The 16699-nt window shown below is 66.2% G+C and carries 15 protein-coding genes and 1 tRNA gene; 8 read left to right on the plus strand and 8 right to left on the minus strand.

All coding sequences use genetic code 11. The features are described 5' to 3' along the window. The first annotated feature begins 91 nt into the window (after nt 1-91). The gene (locus tag V5F63_RS11490; RefSeq protein WP_394101847.1) at nt 92-1420 is read left to right on the plus strand and encodes a hemolysin family protein; all 1329 of its coding nucleotides are present in this window, start codon (nt 92-94) and stop codon (nt 1418-1420) included. 23 nt (nt 1421-1443) lie between these two features. Here the strand turns inward: V5F63_RS11490 and V5F63_RS11495 are convergent, their stop codons facing one another. From V5F63_RS11495 to fabI, 4 genes are all read right to left on the minus strand, one after another. Further along, entirely contained in the window at nt 1444-2196 is a 753-nt protein-coding gene (locus V5F63_RS11495) for a hypothetical protein (RefSeq protein ID WP_209489160.1), read from the minus strand. A gap of 141 nt (nt 2197-2337) precedes the next feature. Further along, nucleotides 2338-2925, minus strand: a complete 588-nt coding sequence (locus V5F63_RS11500) for a histidine phosphatase family protein (RefSeq protein ID WP_394101848.1) — start codon at nt 2923-2925, stop codon at nt 2338-2340. Between the two features lie 35 nt (nt 2926-2960). After that, complete coding sequence (locus V5F63_RS11505) at nt 2961-3491, minus strand: hypothetical protein (protein WP_209489162.1); 531 nt, start codon at nt 3489-3491, stop codon at nt 2961-2963. Between the two features lie 32 nt (nt 3492-3523). Beyond that, nucleotides 3524-4351 (minus strand): enoyl-ACP reductase FabI, encoded by an 828-nt coding sequence (gene fabI, locus V5F63_RS11510; RefSeq protein WP_209489163.1) that lies wholly within the window; start codon nt 4349-4351, stop codon nt 3524-3526. A gap of 165 nt (nt 4352-4516) precedes the next feature. Here fabI and V5F63_RS11515 point away from each other — a divergent pair. Next, nucleotides 4517-4593: transfer RNA gene (locus tag V5F63_RS11515), tRNA-Pro, on the plus strand. A 125-nt stretch (nt 4594-4718) separates the two neighbouring features. Beyond that, nucleotides 4719-5807 (plus strand): helix-turn-helix transcriptional regulator, encoded by a 1089-nt coding sequence (locus V5F63_RS11520; RefSeq protein WP_394101849.1) that lies wholly within the window; start codon nt 4719-4721, stop codon nt 5805-5807. A gap of 83 nt (nt 5808-5890) precedes the next feature. Here the strand turns inward: V5F63_RS11520 and V5F63_RS11525 are convergent, their stop codons facing one another. After that, a complete protein-coding gene (locus V5F63_RS11525; protein WP_394028701.1) occupies nt 5891-7063 on the minus strand; it encodes an MFS transporter in 1173 nt (390 codons plus the stop codon). Beyond that, nucleotides 7060-8433, minus strand: coding sequence for an HdeD family acid-resistance protein (locus tag V5F63_RS11530; protein ID WP_394028702.1), 1374 nt, complete (start codon nt 8431-8433; stop codon nt 7060-7062). The genes V5F63_RS11525 and V5F63_RS11530 overlap by 4 nt, the downstream gene beginning before the upstream one ends. Nucleotides 8434-8587: 154 nt before the next feature. Here V5F63_RS11530 and V5F63_RS11535 point away from each other — a divergent pair, with 154 nt between their 5' ends. After that, nucleotides 8588-8836, plus strand: a complete 249-nt coding sequence (locus tag V5F63_RS11535; RefSeq protein ID WP_394101851.1) for a hypothetical protein — start codon at nt 8588-8590, stop codon at nt 8834-8836. Nucleotides 8837-8840: 4 nt separating this feature from the next. Here V5F63_RS11535 and mgtE read toward each other — a convergent pair whose 3' ends face one another. Beyond that, on the minus strand, nt 8841-10181 hold the full coding sequence (mgtE, locus tag V5F63_RS11540; RefSeq protein WP_209489167.1) for a magnesium transporter: 1341 nt from the start codon (nt 10179-10181) through the stop codon (nt 8841-8843). A gap of 188 nt (nt 10182-10369) precedes the next feature. Next, a complete protein-coding gene (locus tag V5F63_RS11545) occupies nt 10370-10981 on the minus strand; it encodes a carbonic anhydrase (RefSeq protein ID WP_209489168.1) in 612 nt (203 codons plus the stop codon). Nucleotides 10982-11619: 638 nt separating this feature from the next. Between V5F63_RS11545 and urtA the strand changes: the two genes are divergently transcribed. The 4 genes from urtA (at nt 11620) to urtD (ending at nt 16698) form a co-directional block, all read left to right on the plus strand. After that, the gene (gene urtA / locus V5F63_RS11550) at nt 11620-12855 is read left to right on the plus strand and encodes an urea ABC transporter substrate-binding protein (RefSeq protein WP_394028719.1); all 1236 of its coding nucleotides are present in this window, start codon (nt 11620-11622) and stop codon (nt 12853-12855) included. A gap of 188 nt (nt 12856-13043) precedes the next feature. Further along, nucleotides 13044-14705, plus strand: a complete 1662-nt coding sequence (urtB, locus tag V5F63_RS11555) for an urea ABC transporter permease subunit UrtB (RefSeq protein WP_394101852.1) — start codon at nt 13044-13046, stop codon at nt 14703-14705. Continuing rightward, on the plus strand, nt 14702-15835 hold the full coding sequence (urtC, locus tag V5F63_RS11560; RefSeq protein ID WP_394101853.1) for an urea ABC transporter permease subunit UrtC: 1134 nt from the start codon (nt 14702-14704) through the stop codon (nt 15833-15835). Before urtB ends, urtC begins: the two co-directional genes overlap by 4 nt. 5 nt (nt 15836-15840) lie before the next feature. Beyond that, a complete protein-coding gene (gene urtD, locus V5F63_RS11565; RefSeq protein WP_245327537.1) occupies nt 15841-16698 on the plus strand; it encodes an urea ABC transporter ATP-binding protein UrtD in 858 nt (285 codons plus the stop codon). The last annotated feature ends 1 nt before the right edge of the window (nt 16699 follow it).

Raw genomic sequence — 16699 nt, forward strand, 5'->3', positions numbered from 1 at the left:
CTGCGACTCACAGCGCAATTGTGGCCCGGTCGTCACACAGCACGGCCATCCTGTGCTATGAGGAGCGCCGACGGAGCACTCATTCCCCGCCATGCCCTTACTCGAGATCCTGATCGTCATCGTTCTGGTGTTGCTCAACGCGGTTCTTGCAGCAGCGGAATTGTCCATCGTTTCCTCCCGGCCGGCCCGCCTGCAGTCCCTTGCGGAACGCGGCAACAAGGGTGCGAAGGCAGCGCTCAAGCTGGGTGAGGACCCCGGGCGTTTTCTGTCCACGGTTCAGATCGGCATCACGCTGATCGGCATCCTGGCCGGTGCCTTTTCCGGTGCAAGCCTGGGCGACCAGCTCGGCCTGGCGCTGGAGGGGGCCGGCCTGCCAGCCAGCGTCGCCCATCCGTTGGGCTATACGGCGGTGGTGGCCGCCATCACCTATGTCTCGCTGGTGATCGGCGAACTCATCCCCAAGCGGCTGGCGCTCCAAAATGCCGAGCCGCTCGCCTCCGTCCTCGCGCCGCTGATGATCGGTCTGTCGAAGGTCGCGGCCCCGGCCGTCTGGCTGCTGGACGCTTCGACCCGTGCCGTGCTGGCGCTGCTTGGCCGGCGGGGCGATCGCTCCAGTTCGGTCACCGACGAGGAGATCCGCGCCATCATCACCGAGGCGGAGACCGCCGGCGTCATCGATCCGGCCGAGCGCCGCATGATTTCTGGTGTCATGCGGCTGGCCGACCGGCCGGTGACGGCCATCATGACGCCGCGGCCCGACGTGGAATGGGTGGACATCTCCAAGGACGCCGAAGAGGTGCGCCATGTCCTCCTCACCACGCCTCATTCGCGCCTGCCCGCCTGCGACGGCTCGCCGGAGGAGACCATCGGCGTCATCCAGGCCAAGCGCATCCTCGACGCCTATCTGAAGGGCGAGCGGCCGGACCCGCGGCAGTACGTGCAGACCGTGCCTTTCATCGTGGAGAATGTCGGGGCGCTGGAGGCCATGCGCATCTTGCGCGGGGCCGAGGTGCCCATGGCCATCGTGGTGGACGAGTATGGCGACATGGCCGGCGTGGTAACCGGATATGACCTCCTCGTCGCCATTACCGGCTCGGTGGAAGCCGGATCGGAGCCCGGCGAGGTTCATGTCGAGCGCCATGTGGTCCAGCGGCACGACGGCAGCTACCTCGTGGCCGGCGACACGCCGGTGGACGAGCTGCGCGATCTGCTCGATGTCGCCCTGCCGACGGATGACGGTTACTATACGGTCGCCGGCTTCGCGCTGTCCCACCTCAAGGAATTGCCGGAGGAAGGCGAGGTCTTCACCGCGCTCGGCTGGCGGTTCGAGATCGTCGACATGGACGGCCGCCGGATCGACAAGCTACTGGTGTCGCGACCCCGCGTCCTGCACCGGCAGGAGGTTGCCGGGCAGGGCTGAGGCCCCGCCCGCGCCTGTTGGCTTCAATCCCGACGGGCGAGGGAGCGCAGGAAGCCCTCGTATTCCTCGGTCAGCTCCATATCCACGCCAAAGGCATTCTTCAGCAGGATGTTGGCGATGAAGGGCTGGTCGTTGCGCTTCTCGTCCAGCGTGTCCCGCAGCACGGGCACCGTGTCCTCGATGTGCTTGAGGAAGGCGATTCCCTTTTCCAGCGTCTCGGTCCACTTCGCGCGGTGCCACAGGGCCAGCGGGTACATGATCTCGTGGACGAAGTTGGATTTGCGCGCCTTCTCGAAAAAGCGCAGGCCCGCGCTCCAGTTCTCCTTGGCACGCAGCGGCGGGGGCGGGATGTCGCCCAGCAGCATCTTCTTGCCGGCCTGACCAACGAAATCCTCGAGCGTGATGGGCGTCTCGATGTTGGTGCGGAAATGCCAGAGGGCGAAATTGCCCGGATACTCCTTGCCCCACGCCTCAATGAAGGCCGCCTCCACCTTGTCCACGGCGGCTTTGTCGCCTTTCAGCGCGGCCGTCATGCAGAAGGCGAACATGGCGTCGTTCGCGACATTGTGGACACCGCCATTGGCGAGGTCCGCCGCCGTCAGGATGGGGGTCTTGCCATCCGCCGGCACGCTCGCATCCCCGGCGCGCAGGGCGGAGATGAACTTGGTGATTTCCAGCCAGCCCATGTAGTGGGCGATGAAGGCGTCCGGATCCACATGGACGATGGCGAGGTTGAGCGGCATCTTCCGCTTCTGCAATTCGGCCATGTCGGTCATGAAATGTCCCCCCGGGCTCGGGTGAAAAGGCGTCAAGAAAAGACGCCGCCCGTCGCGTTCACGACACAGGCGCCGGCTCTACTCGGTTGAGACAGCAAGAAAAATGCCAAGGGAAATGGCGGGTGCGGGCGGCGCGGCGCCTCAGTCCGCGACCTCGAACCCACCCTGCGCGACGACGTAGACCGCGCCCTGGCGCACCGGCAGGTTTGAGGCCTCGGCCTCGGGCATCCCGGCCTTCACATGCAGAAGGGCGCGGATGACACCGCCGTGGGTGACGATGACGGTGTCCTGATCGATCTCGGTGCAGGCCGCGCTGACGCGCTCGCAGAGGGTGCGGTAGCTCTCGCCACCGGGGGGCGCGAAGTTCCAGGGGTCGAGATCGCGCCGGCGCACCGCGTCGTGGTCGCGGCGGCGCAGCTCGGGCCAGGTCTGGCCCTCCCAGATGCCGAAGGATATCTCAGCGAAGCGGATGTCGGTCTTGAAGTCACCAACCGGCAGATCGAGGCCGGTGCGCAGGATGCGCATGGTCTCCACCGCCCGGGACAGGGGGCTGGAGACATAGGCCAGCGCGCGGGTGTCGCCAGCGAGCTGGGCCAGGACGCGGCCCACCTGTCCCGCCTGAATCCGGCCGAGCGGGTTCAGCGGCACGTCGCGGCGCCCCTGCAGCCGGCCCACCACGTTCCAGTCTGTCTCGCCATGGCGGACGAGGAAAAAGCGTCGCGTGGTCATCGCTCTCCGGCCCGCCCCCTCGGGCGCGGCGTCAGTCACCGCGGCGGAATGGTGATTACGTGATCGTACCAGGCGCCGCGCGGCGGGTAGGTGACGCGCAGCGCAATTGTGGAGCCCGGCGCCGCCTTGCCCTTGAAGCTCACGATGAGCCCCTTGGCTGGCTGGCCGAGGCACCGGGTCGTGTGCCCGCCGTCGATGCCGGTGGCGACGAAGCGGCCATACTGGATGCCGACCTTGCCGCCGGGCGGCGCGGAGAGCACCTGGATGGCGGGAATCTGCGTCTGCTGGCAGTTGTAGTCGGACGTGCCGGCAGCGAAGAGCGCGCTGCGGCTGCCGCCGCCGCCGATCATGAAGCTGACGCCATATTCCGGCGGCGTCACATAGTCCGGGAAAACCGCGCCGCCGGGACCGAACACGCGGTCGCGCAGCGGATACTGCTCGAAGGAGGGCGGGCTCTGCGCCAGCGCGCCGCCAGCCGTCGGGAGCATTCCGGCCGAGATGGCCACGGCGAGGGTGGCAAGGCCGGCAAGCGGGCGACGTGCCACCTGGAGATTAAGCGCCGTCATCGTCGTTCTCCTAGAGCGCGCGGGCGCCGGTCTCAGTCGCGGACGAGGGCGAGGTCCGGCGCATCGGGGTGCTTCATGCCCACAATATGGTACCCGGCATCCACATGATGCACCTCGCCGGTCACACCGCGCGACAAATCGGAGAGCAGATAAACGCCGGTGTCGCCCACCTCGTCGGTGGTCACGGTGCGGCGCAGCGGCGAGTTCAGCTCGTTCCACTTCAGGATGTAGCGGAAATCACCGATTCCCGAGGCGGCCAGCGTCTTGATCGGACCGGCGGAGATGGCGTTCACGCGGATCGCCTTGGGGCCGAGGTCGGCGGCAAGATAGCGCACGCTGGCCTCCAGCGCCGCCTTGGCCACGCCCATGACGTTGTAGTGGGGCATCCACTTTTCCGCACCGTAATAGGTGAGCGTGATGAGCGAGCCGCCATTGGTCATCAGCTTCTCGGCCCGCTGCGCGACGGCGGTGAAGGAGTAGCAGGAGATGAACATGGTCTTGGTGAAATTGTCGCCCGTGGTGTCCACGTAGCGGCCGTCCAGCTCGTCCTTGTTGGAGAAGGCGATGCAATGAACCACGAAATCCAGCGTGCCGAACAGGCGCTCGGTCTCGGCGAAGATGGCATCCAGCGTCTCCGGCTCGGTCACGTCGCAATGGCCGACCAGATGACCGCCCAGTTCGGCCGCCAGTGGCTCCACCCGCTTCTTTAGCGCTTCACCCTGATAGGTGAGGGCGAGTTCGGCACCGTGGGCGCGGGCCGACTTGGCGATTCCATAGGCGATGGATCGATTGTTGGCGACACCGAGAATCAGCCCGCGCTTGCCCTTCAGAAGACCGCTCGCGAAACCGTCCGTCGCCATAGACCCAACTCCACATGCTCAAGCCATTGAAACCCATGGTCCTGCCGGAAGACGCACCATGAGCGCGCTTCCTATGGCATGGGGCCATCCACCGTTCAAGCGAAGCTGCCGCGTCGTACCCCTTGCATCCCCCCGGAGCGGATGCTAGATGCGGCGCCTCTGGATCGGAGTGTAGCGCAGTCTGGTAGCGCACCACGTTCGGGACGTGGGGGTCGCAGGTTCAAATCCTGCCACTCCGACCAGATGATTTCGGGTTTTCGACCCGGTCCTGCGTCCCATAATTTCGTCTTCATGCCCCGACACATCGGCGATACGAAAGACGTGCGGGGCGAAGGTTTCGCGTGCTTGCAAAACACCGGGGGGCCAGGTGGATTTGCTCGACGACGTTTTGGACCAGATCTACGAGGCGGCTCTGCTGCCGGAATTGTGGCCGCAGGCGCTGGCGCGTCTCGATTCGCTTTCTGGAACGACTGGCGGGGTGATTTTCGTCGGCGCGCGCGACAGACACGCGTGGGCCGCAACCGACAATTTTCGCGAGACGATCACGGCATTCGTCGCTGAGGGGTGGATGCTGCGCAATCCCCGGATCTCCAAGGGAACTGCCCTCAATCACCCCGGCTTCACCCGCGACTCGGACTTCCTGAGCGAAGAGGAGCGCGCGAACGAGCCCGTCTATCGGGAATTCATGTATCCGCGTGGCTGTGGCGCTTCGGTGGGGACGGCGGTTCCGATCCACACCGGGGAAATGGTCGTCATCAGTTTCGAGCAGGATTACCGTCGTGGGCCTGTACCCGGAGCTGTCGTCGCGATGCTCGATCAGGCCCGGCCGCATCTGGCGCGGGCCGCAATCATGGCCGCGCGGCTTCATCTTGAGCAGTTAAAAAGCACCGTATCGGGCCTTGATGCCATCGGTCTGCCTGCCGCCGTGGTTGGGGCTGACCAAAGGGTGCTCGCGTCAGGAGCGTCCTTCTCCGGGCTCGCCCCGGCCCTGATCGCCCGCGCCTTTGGAAGATTGGCCCTTGCCCACGGGCCGACCAATGCGCTGCTGGTATCAGCGATCGACAAGGCTGCCCGTGGACATGCCGCGCCGCGTTCCATCCCGATGCCTGCCGGCGTGAACCACGACGCATTGGTCATTCACGTCTTGCCTTTGCGCCGTCAGGCACACGATCTGTTCCGGGCCGCCACGGCTCTGGTTATCGCCATGCCCGTGCGGGCGCCCGCTGCGCCCCCCTTCGATATGCTGAATACCCTCTTCGATTTGACGCCCGCCGAGGCACGGCTGGCGCAGCGTCTGACGCAGGGGCTCAGCCTAAAAGAGATTGCGGGTGAAAGTGGTGTTACGGTGGAAACTGCGCGAACTCATCTCAAGACGGTACTCCGCAAGTCGGGGATGCACCGTCAGGCCGAACTGGTGGGCTTCCTGGCGGGGATAGGACGCCTCGGGATCCGTTGAGTGCCCGTAAAGGAACGGCGCGGATGGCGCGTGGGCACGGATCCACTGTGGAGCGCCTTCCGCCCTCTGATTTCACGGCCGGCTCATGCACTTCCGCGCAGCCGCCAGGCCGCGGCGGCGAACAGCGCGCAGGCCAGGGTTGCGAACACGGCGAGCCCGTGGGGATGCACCTGCATGGCGAATCCCGCCCCCAGCGGCCCGACGAGGGCGCCGAGCCCCCAGAACAGGCCGGAGACGGCGTAGATGCCCACGAGGTCGCCTCCCTTGAAGCGGCTACCGACCAGCGTGATCATGATGGTGTAGATGCCGACGAAGGCGCCGCCCCACACGAACAGCAGGGCATAGGTCGCGATCGCGCTGCCGAGCGCCAGCGGCCAGACGGCCGCGCCGACCGCCGAGACCAGGGCGAGCAGGATGACCAGCCGGCGGCGGTCCATGTTGTCGCCCAGCCAGCCAATCGGCAGCTGGAGCAGGATGGCGCCGATCATCATCACCGACATCAGCCGTGTCGCATGCTCCTCCGCCCAGCCGAGCCCGACCGCATAGAGCGCGAGGAAGGACAGGCCCGCCGTCTCGATGGCCGCATTCAGCATGGTGGCGGACAAAGCGAGGGGCGCGAGCCGAACGAAATGGACCGGATTGCCGATGGTCGGCTCGTCGAAATGCGGGGCGGTGACGCGCGGCGACGCCACGAACACGGCCGCCGTCAGCGCGACGCCGGCGCCCAGCAGATAGGGTGCCGCGCCCTCGGTGCCCACCAGCGACAGAATGAGCGGGCCGAGGGCAAGCCCCACCGATAGCGCCGCCGTATAGGCCGCCATGGACCTTGCACGGGTTTTCTCTGTGGAGAGCGCGTTGATCCACGTCTCCGAGGTGACGAACAGCGCCTCCGCCGCCATGCCGAGAAACAGGCGCAGCACGAACCACAGCCATACGGCCGGCATCACCGGAAACGCTGCGAGCGTCAGCGCGGAGAGGCCGATCGACATGAGAATCAGCCGGCGCGGCCCCAGCGTCGCCACCATGCGCGGCAGCGCCACGGCGGTCACCAGCACGCCGACCGCATGCATGGCGGCGTTGGCGCCGATGAGCGCCTCGCTGAGGCCCCGCGCGGCAAGATCGAAGGCGATCAGGGGCGCGCTGAGGGAATAGGTGAGCCCGAAGACCATGGCGGTCGCGATCACCGCGCCCCGCGCCAGCACGGTCGAGGCTTCGGTGGGCGCGGCTGGGGACGGCTCGATGCTCTGGTGGGTCACGGGCGCGCAGGCTCCGCCGGCCGGGTGGAATCGGGGGCTGCGGAAGGGGACGCCGCGCCGCCCTTGTGCAGGGACAACTGGCGCAGGAAGTCCCTCAGGCGGTGGGCGAAGGGCGGTGGCGCGGGCTCGATGATGCGCTTCATGGTCCGGGCGTAGTCGAGGACGAGGCCCGGGGTCCAGCTCATCGCTTCCGCCCGGGAGCGGATGTAGGCGGCGGCCCAGATGTCGGGATTGAACATCAGGGTCGCCACCCGCGCCCAGGGCATGCGGCTCGCAAGGCTTCCTTCCAGCGCTGAATCGAGCGCCGCCGCCACAGCGACTGAGCAATTGCGGTCGGTGAGGTTGTAGGTGTCCACCTGCCGGTAGCCGGCCCAGAACGCCATCAGCCGCCGCACGTCGAAGCGGGTGAACTCCACCTTCTGATCCGCCTCGCACCAATTGGCGCACTCATAGGCGTAGGAGGGCTGGAACCGGCCCTTCACGTCGTTATCGTGCGTTGCACGCAGGATGCGGGCGAACTCCTCCGGCGGGCGCTCGATCTCATCCGCCGGATAATGGCTGATGTAGAGATCGGGCTTCAGCTCGAGGGAGGCATGGCCGGTGGAGATCGCCCCGCTGCGGTCCACCGCCGCGATGTAGCGATCGATCACCGGGCGGTGCTCCTTCACGTCCGCCGATCCGGTGGGGGTCCAGACATGGACGATCATGGGGCCTTCCCAAGGGGGCAGGGGGCCGCTGTCGTCCACGATGACCGGCGCGTTGTCGTACCATTGACGCCCGCCATAGATGGGCAGGCTCAGGATGGCGACCTCGGCGAGGTGGGCGCGGAGCATCAGGCTGACCCGCAGCATGATCCATCCGGACATCAGGGTGAGCAGGGCCACCGCCAGCGGCACCTTGAGCTCGTGGGCCAGTGGCCAGTGGCTACCGATGAACAGGGCCAGGAACAGCTCGATCACGCCCACCGCCACGGTTGACCGCCACAGGCGGAACCGCACCACCGCCGAGGTGACGATGCGCGCGATCCCATCCACGAAGAAGGCGGCCCCGAACAGCAGCGAGAGCGCCATGCCGTTCCGCGAGGGGTAATCGAGAATGAACGTTCCGAAAAAGATCAGCGCGGCCGCCCGTCCCAGCGCAAGCACCTTGCTGCGCGCGCCCGTAAAGGCGAAGGCGGTGACAAGCCCCAGCAGCCCCTCGAACAGGAATACCCCGCCGAACACCTGCGTCGCCACCGACATGGTGCCGTCCATGGCGTCAAGGAGAATCAGCGTGGCGACGAAGAAAAGCGCGGCCGAGAGCAAGGTGAGAACCCACCAGCGGTCGCGCAATGCACGGGCTCCCACTAGGAGGAAGGCAAGCTTAACCATGGCGGGTCGGGGATCACTCTGCGGAAACAGGCGCAAGAAGACGGGAAAGCGGTCCAGAACGCAAGCCGGCCGCGACCGATGGAGAGGGAGAGCGGAACTTCGCGGTGGGTCCCGTGTTCCGCTTGAGAACGCATATCCACCGAGAGGGACTGAAATGACTAATGCGGACATCGAGCGCCTGAAGGCAGACGCCTCCGGCAACACCGGCCTCAGCGCCGTGCTCGCGGAGGCGGTGGAGGGCTTTTCCTCCACCGACGATGCGGTGCGGTTCCTCGCCTCGCGAGGATTCGAGGTGACCTCATCCGACCTCGCCGCCGCCGCCAGCGACACGCAGGCGCCGGCCGACGCGGCGGAGGAGGAGGACGGCTATTGCGCGCTCATGCGCTTCGTCCGGCAGTCCTGAGGCGTCACAGAATGGTGCCGTGGAGGAACAGCCATGCCACCGAGAAATAGATCACGATGCCGGTCACATCGACCAGCGTCGCGATGAAGGGCGCCGATGCGGAGGCCGGATCGAAGCCGAGGCGCTTGAGCACGAAGGGCATCAGCGAGCCGGCGAGCGATCCGAAGGTGACGATACCGACCAGCGCGGCGCCGATGGTGACGGCGAGCAGCTTCCAGTACTCGCCATAGTCGAAGAATCCCGCCTGCTGCCAGACGATGATGCGGATGACGCCGATGACGCCGAGGATGGCGCCGAGCGTGAGGCCGGTGGGCAGCTCGCGCAGCGCGACGCGCCACCAGTCGCGCAGCCGCACCTGATGCAGCGCGAGGGCGCGGATGATGAGGGAGGTGGCCTGCGAGCCAGAGTTGCCGCCCGAGCTCATCACCAGCGGGATGAACAGGGCCAGCACGATGGCCTTCTCCAGCTCGTCGGAGAAGAACTGCATCGCGCTCGTCGTGAACATCTCGGAGATGAACAGGATGCTCAGCCAGCCGGCGCGCTTCTTGATCATCTCCCTGAAGGAGATTTCCAGATAGGGCTCGTCAATGGCCTCCATGCCGCCCATGCGCTGGACGTCTTCCGTCTGCTCCTCGATCATCGCGTCGATCACGTCGTCGACGGTGACGATGCCGAGAACGTGGCCCGTGGTGTCCACGACGGGGACGGCAAGGAAGTCGTATTTGGAGATGGTCCGCGCCACCTCCTCCTGCGGCAGATTCGGCGGCACGGTGATCGGGGTGTAGGGGTTCGCCACCGACAGGATCGAATCGCCCGGATTGCCCGAGATCAGCCGGCGCAGCGAGACCGTGTTCACCAGACGGCGGGTGCCGGGGGAAAGGACATAGATCGCGTAGACCGTCTCGCGGCTGCGCTCCACCTCGCGGATATGGTCGAGGGTCTGCTGCACCGTCCAGTTTGAGGGCACCGAGACGAACTCGGTGGTCATCAGCGCCCCGGCCGTGCCCTCCGGATAGGTCAGCAGGTGGTCGATCGCTGTGCGCGTCTCTGGATTGAGCGCATCCCGCAGCCGACCCTTGGCCGGCTCCTCGATCCAGCGCAGCACGTCGGCCGCGCGGTCGGCGGACATGCCCTCAAGGATACTCACGGCCTTTTCCTGCGGCAGCGCTTCGATGACCTCGCAGGCATCGTGGAACTGAGGCTGGTCCAGCACCTCCACCGCCCATTTGAGCGGCATGTGCGAGACCACGCCGATCGCTTCCTCGGCGGTCTTGCCATTCAGAAATTCGACGATGTCAGCGACGTGCTCGTGCCCGAGCCGCGAAGCGAGTGCCGCGTCGGTCATATGGGTGTCCCCGGTTTGAGGGATGTTCAAGCAGAAACGGCCCTGTCGAATACAAGGTGCCGGTCCAGCCGACCCATATCGGATAATCGCCATTTAATACAAGGGGATGAAACGCGACCGGGACAACCGGCCACATTGACCTCGCGGCACGCCCTTGGGTCACCCGGTCGCAGGCGCGCCGAGACGCCTCAGACGGCCGAGAAGGTGCCGTCGTCGCCGAGAATCTCCAGGCGCCCGGTGGCGACGCCGAAATAGGCGCCCTGGAGTTTCAGGTCGCCCTCTGCAACCCGCTCCGCCACCCAGGGGAAGCCGGCGAGGTTGGCGAGCGAGAGCTTGACGCAGCACTGCTCGCAGAAGCGCTGGCGCTCGTCGGGCGGGAGGTTTGCGTCCTCGGCCATCAGCCGCGCCGGCTCGGCGATCTTCATCCACCCGGCCACGAAGTCCCGTGCGCCGGGAGGGGCGCCGTCGAGAAGGGCATGGATGCCACCGCACTGGGCATGCCCCAGCACCACCACCTCCTTCACGCGGAGTACCCGCACCGCGAACTCGATGGCCGCCGAGGTGCCGTGGTAATTGGAGTCCGGCATGAAGGGCGGGACGAGATTGGCGACGTTGCGCACGACGAACATCTCGCCTGGGCCCGCATCGAAGATCATCTGCGGGTCGACGCGGCTGTCCGAGCAGGCGATCACGAGGGTTTCCGGCTTCTGGCCGCGCGCCGCAAGTTGCTCGAACAGCAACTTGCGTTCGGGCCAAGCCGTTTCGCGAAACCGTTGGTAGCCGGAGATCAGTTCGTCCACGCGATCGCTCCCTGCGCTTGGTGGGCAACGGAAGTCTGAGCTTGGCAAACAAGTCAAGAGCATGCGCGGATCGCCGGCGTCCTGACAGCAGGTCCTCAGCACAGCAGCTTGAAACCGTGTGGGGTCAGGAACGCGCCCCCATTGTGATGAGCCATGAGCGTTCCGTTCGGCCCTGCTGCTCGACCTGTTCAACGTGCTCTGGCTGTCTCCGTGCCCAGGGCCGTGCCGGTCGCGAGCCGGGGACTGATTAATTTGGCGCCACTCAGTCAGATCGCACAGCTTCGCTAGGGCGGTAAGATTCGGTTAAGAATGGAGGTATCAAAGTCCGTTTTGTGGCGCCTTCATCAGTCGCCCGGCAGATCTGCCCAGAAACTGCCCAGCGTCGGCGTTCTTCGGTGCCCAAAAATTCATCGCTTGCTTTCATCTCTCTACCTGCCGGCGGTTGCGGGTGAGGTCGAGCTGTTGTGCTTTGCCGTAAGCGCTGGCTCGCATGCCCTTGGCACGCGCCTTGCTCACTCTCCGCTGGTCGGCCCGATGGGGCCGTCGGATAAGGGAGAGAGCGCATGCTCGGATTGCTGGGACGGACGACCAGGAGGGGATTCGGCGCGCTCGCCGCTGCCGCCGTCGTCGCGGGCACGATGGGAGTTGGCGCGGCGAAGGCGCAGGAGACCATCAAGGTCGGCATCCTGCATTCACTGTCGGGCACCATGGCCATCAGCGAGACCACGCTGAAAGACGTGATGCTCATGCTCATCGAGGAGCAGAACAAGAAGGGCGGCCTCCTCGGCAAGAAGCTCGAGGCGGTGGTCGTGGACCCGGCCTCCAACTGGCCGCTGTTCGCCGAGAAGGCGCGCGAGCTGATCACCAAGGACAAGGTCTCGGCCGTGTTCGGCTGCTGGACCTCGGTGTCGCGCAAGTCCGTGCTGCCGGTGTTCAAGGAGCTGAACAACATCCTCTTCTACCCCGTGCAGTACGAGGGCGAGGAGAGCGAGCGCAACGTCTTCTACACCGGCGCCGCGCCGAACCAGCAGGCCATCCCGGCGGTGGACTACCTCGCCAACGAGGAGAAGGTGCAGCGCTGGGTGCTCGCGGGCACCGACTACGTCTATCCCCGCACCACCAACAAGATCCTTGAGGCCTATCTGAAGTCCCGCGGCGTGAAGGCCGAGGACATCATGATCAACTACACGCCGTTCGGTCATTCCGACTGGCAGACCATCGTTTCCGACATCAAGAAGTTCGGTTCGGCCGGCAAGAAGACCGCCGTGGTGTCGACCATCAACGGCGACGCCAACGTGCCCTTCTACAAGGAGCTGGCCAACCAGGGCATCAAGGCGACCGACATCCCGGTCGTCGCCTTCTCGGTGGGTGAGGAAGAGCTGGCCGGCATCGACACCAAGCCTCTTCTCGGCCACCTCGCGGCCTGGAACTACTTCATGTCCATCGACACGCCCGAGAACAAGGCGTTCATCGAGAAGTGGCACGCCTTCACCAAGAACCCGAAGCGCGTCACCAACGACCCGATGGAAGCCCACTACATCGGCTTCAACATGTGGGTGAAGGCGGTGGAGAAGGCCGGCACGACCGATCCGGACAAGGTGATCGCGACTCTGCCCGGCATCAAGCAGGCCAACCTCACGGGCGGCACCTCCGAGATGCTGCCGAACCACCACATCACCAAGCCGGTCTTCATCGGCGAGATCAAGGACAACGGCCAGTTCGACGTGGTGTGGAAGACCAAGGACCTGATCCCCGGCGAAGCCTGGTCCAAGTATCTGGACGGCTCGAAGAACCTCGTTGCCGACTGGGTCAAGTATAACTGCGGCAATTACGACACCACCACCAACAAGTGCCTGGGCGCCGCCGCCAAGTAAGCGGCTGTCATTGCGCGGGGATCGTCGGTTCCCGCGGCCTTTCCGAGGCCTCTTAAGGTTTTCATCTCGACCTCTCGTACCGTCCTTCGGGGCGCCTCTCCCTCTCCCCGCAAGGGGAGGGGGAGCCCTGCTGCACTCCCGATTAAGGGCCGCCGGCATGGCCGGCCGCGCCGGAGCGGATGATCTGAATGATGCGGCTGCCCCTTTTCGTCCCGACGGTTCACGTCTCGCCTTTGCGCGCCCTGCGGACGTTGTTTCTCTCTTTTCTGGTCGTGCTGATGGCCGGGATCGTCGCCTCGGCCCCCGTCCGCGCGCAAAGCCAGCCGGACATCTCCGGCATCGTCGCCAAATTCGGCAACGACAGCTATTCCGACACGACCGATGCGGTCGCCGCGCTCGCCACATCCGGCAGCCCGCAGGCCGTCGCAGTCGTCGAGGCGCTGGCGTCCGGCAATCTGCTCTATGATCCGTCGACCAAGGCGGTGTTCATCCGCACCCCCGCCGGCATGGCCGACGCGGCGACCGGCACCATCGTCGGCAACGCACCCGCCCCGCTCTCGCCGGTACGCGCCAACAACCGGGTGCGTCGCGCCCTGGATGCCGCGGCCGGCGCGCTGACTTTGCTCAATCCCGATCCCGCGAAGCGGCTCGACGCCGCCGGTGCCGTCTTCAAGTCGCGCGATGCCGCCGCGTTGCCGACGGTGGACGCGGCCATCGCCAAGGAAACCGTTCCGGCCGTGAAGGCTGCGCTGGCGCAGGCCCGCGCCGCCATCCTCATCGGCATGGCCGACGCCCCGGAAACCGAGCGCCGCGCCGCGATCCAGCTCATCGCCGCCCGTGGCGATCAGGAGTCCATCAGCCTGCTGCGCAGCCTGCCCGCGAACTCGCCTCCGGCCCTGAAGGCCGCCGCGGAGGCCGGCATCACCAAGGCGGAGGAGAGCCTCCGGCTGTGGGGCATCGCGCAGAACGTCTGGTACGGCCTCTCCCTCGGCTCGGTGCTGCTGCTGGCCGCCATCGGCCTCGCCATCACCTTCGGCGTCATGGGCGTCATCAACATGGCCCATGGCGAGATGGTGATGCTGGGCGCCTACACCACCTTCGTGGTGCAGGAACTCATTCGTCAGAAGGCGCCGTATCTGTTCGACTGGTCGCTCACCATCGCCTTGCCGCTGGCCTTTCTGTTCACCGCGCTGGTGGGCATCCTCATCGAGCGCACGGTGATCCGCTTCCTCTACGGTCGTCCGCTGGAAACCCTGCTCGCCACCTGGGGTGTCTCGCTCATTCTCCAACAGGCGGTGCGCAGCGTGTTCGGCCCCACCAACCAGGAGGTGGGCGCCCCTTCCTGGATGTCGGGCGCGTTCCAGATCGGGCAATTGTCCATCACCTACAACCGGCTCTGGATCATCTGCTTCGCGCTGATCGTGTTCTTCACCCTGCTTTTGGTGCTCAGGCGAACGCCGCTCGGCCTCTATGTGCGGGCGGTGACGCAGAACCGGCGCATGGCCGCCGCCATGGGCATCCGCACCGGGCGCATCGATGCGCTCACCTTCGGCCTCGGGTCGGGCATCGCCGGCATCGCGGGCGTGGCGCTCTCGCAGATCGACAATGTGAGCCCCAACGTCGGCCAGGGCTACATTATCGACAGCTTCATGGTGGTGGTGTTCGGCGGCGTCGGGAACCTGTGGGGCACGCTGGTGGGCGCCTTCACGCTGGGCATCGCCAACAAGCTGCTGGAGCCCTTTGCCGGCGCGGTGCTGGGCAAGATTCTCCTGCTGGTCTTCATCATCCTGTTCATCCAGAAGCGCCCGCGCGGCCTGTTCGCGCTCAAGGGCCGGGCGGTGGAATCATGAACCGCACCCGCATCATCGACCGCACCGGCGGCATCTTCCTCATCGTGGTGCTGGCGGCGGGGGTGCTCATCCCCGCCTCGAACCTGCTGCTGCCCCCCGGCAATCCGCTGCATGTGCCGGACTACATGATCCCGCTGCTCGGCAAGTATCTGTGCTACGCGCTGCTCGCCGTCTCGGTGGATCTGGTGTGGGGCTATTGCGGGGTGCTCTCGCTCGGCCACGGCGCCTTTTTTGCCCTCGGCGGCTACGCCATGGGCATGTACCTGATGCGCCAGATCGGATCGCGCGGCGTCTACGGCAATCCCGTGCTGCCCGATTTCATGGTGTTCCTGAACTACAAGGAACTGCCCTGGTTCTGGGAAGGCTTCAACATCTTCCCCTTCGCCATGCTCATGGTGGTGCTGGTGCCGGGCGCGCTCGCCTTCGTGTTCGGCTGGTTCGCCTTCCGCTCGCGGGTCACCGGCGTCTATCTGTCCATCATCACCCAGGCGATGACCTTCGCCCTCATGCTCGCCTTCTTCCGGAACGACATGGGCTTCGGCGGCAACAACGGCCTCACCGATTTCAAGGACATTCTCGGCTTCCCGATCTCCGCGCCCTCGACGCGCCTGACGCTGTTCTTTCTCTCCGCCGTCGCGCTGGCGGGGGGCTATCTGATCTGCCGGGCGCTCGTCACCTCCAAATACGGCAAGGTGCTGGTGGCGGTGCGCGATGCGGAGAGCCGGACGCGGTTCCTCGGCTACCGGGTGGAGAACTACAAGCTGGTTGCCTGGGTGCTCTCGGCCATGCTGGCCGGCGTCGCCGGGGCGCTCTACGTGCCGCAGGTGGGCATCATCAACCCGTCCGAATTCGCGCCGGCCCAGTCCATCGAGATGGTGATCTGGGTGGCGGTGGGGGGCCGCGGAACGCTGGTGGGGGCGGCGATCGGGGCGCTGATCGTCAATGCGGGCAAGACCTGGTTCACCGGCGTTCTGCCCGAGGCCTGGCTGTTCGCCCTCGGTGCGCTGTTTGTGTTCGTCACGCTGTTCCTGCCCAAGGGCGTGCTGGGGCTCGCTGCGAGCCTTTCCGACAAGTGGAAGGCCCGCCGTAGCGCCTCAGCGCCCACCCCCAGCGCGACACCGGCGGAGTGAGCCCCATGAGCATGCTGTCTCCCTCCACCGATCCCTATGCCGTCAAGTCGCAGGGCGCGCTCTCGCTGGAGGCCGAGCTGGGCTTCCTCCAGGAGGCGCAGCCCGCGCCGGACCCCAAGGCCCTGACCCCGGCGCTGCTCTATCTCGACAACATCACCGTCTCCTTTGACGGTTTCCGGGCGCTGAACGCCCTCTCCCTCGTCATCGGCGAAGCGGAGATGCGGGCCATCATCGGCCCCAACGGCGCCGGCAAGACGACGATGATGGACGTCATCACCGGCAAGACCCGCCCCAACCAGGGCGTCGCTCTGTTCGCCGGCGTCAACGACCTGACGAGCCTGAACGAGGCGTCCATCGCCCAGCTCGGCATCGGCCGCAAGTTCCAGACGCCGACCGTGTTCGACATGCACTCGGTGGAGGACAACATCCTCCTCGCCGTGAAGGCCGACCGCCGCCCCTTCGCCAACATCGAGTGGAATCCGAGCCGCCACGAGCGCGAGCGGGTGGAGGAGCTTCTGGAGCGCGTGCGCCTGAAGGACTCACGCTACCGTCGCGCCGGCGATCTCTCCCACGGCCAGAAGCAGTGGCTCGAAATCGGCATGCTGCTGGCGCAGGAGCCGCGCCTGCTGCTGGTGGACGAGCCCGCCGCCGGCATGACCGACCAGGAGACGGCGGACACCGCCGTGCTCCTCAAGGAAATCGCCAAGACCCGCTCGGTGGTGGTGGTGGAGCACGACATGCAGTTCGTGCGCGACCTCGACGTGAAGGTCACGGTGCTGCACGAGGGCTCGGTGCTGGCCGAAGGCCCGCTCGATCAGGTGAGCGCCGACGAGCGCGTCATCGAAGTCTATCTGGGGAGGTGAG

Source organism: Xanthobacter wiegelii, assembly GCF_043193855.2.
GTDB classification, from domain to species: Bacteria; Pseudomonadota; Alphaproteobacteria; order Rhizobiales; family Xanthobacteraceae; genus Xanthobacter; species Xanthobacter flavus_A.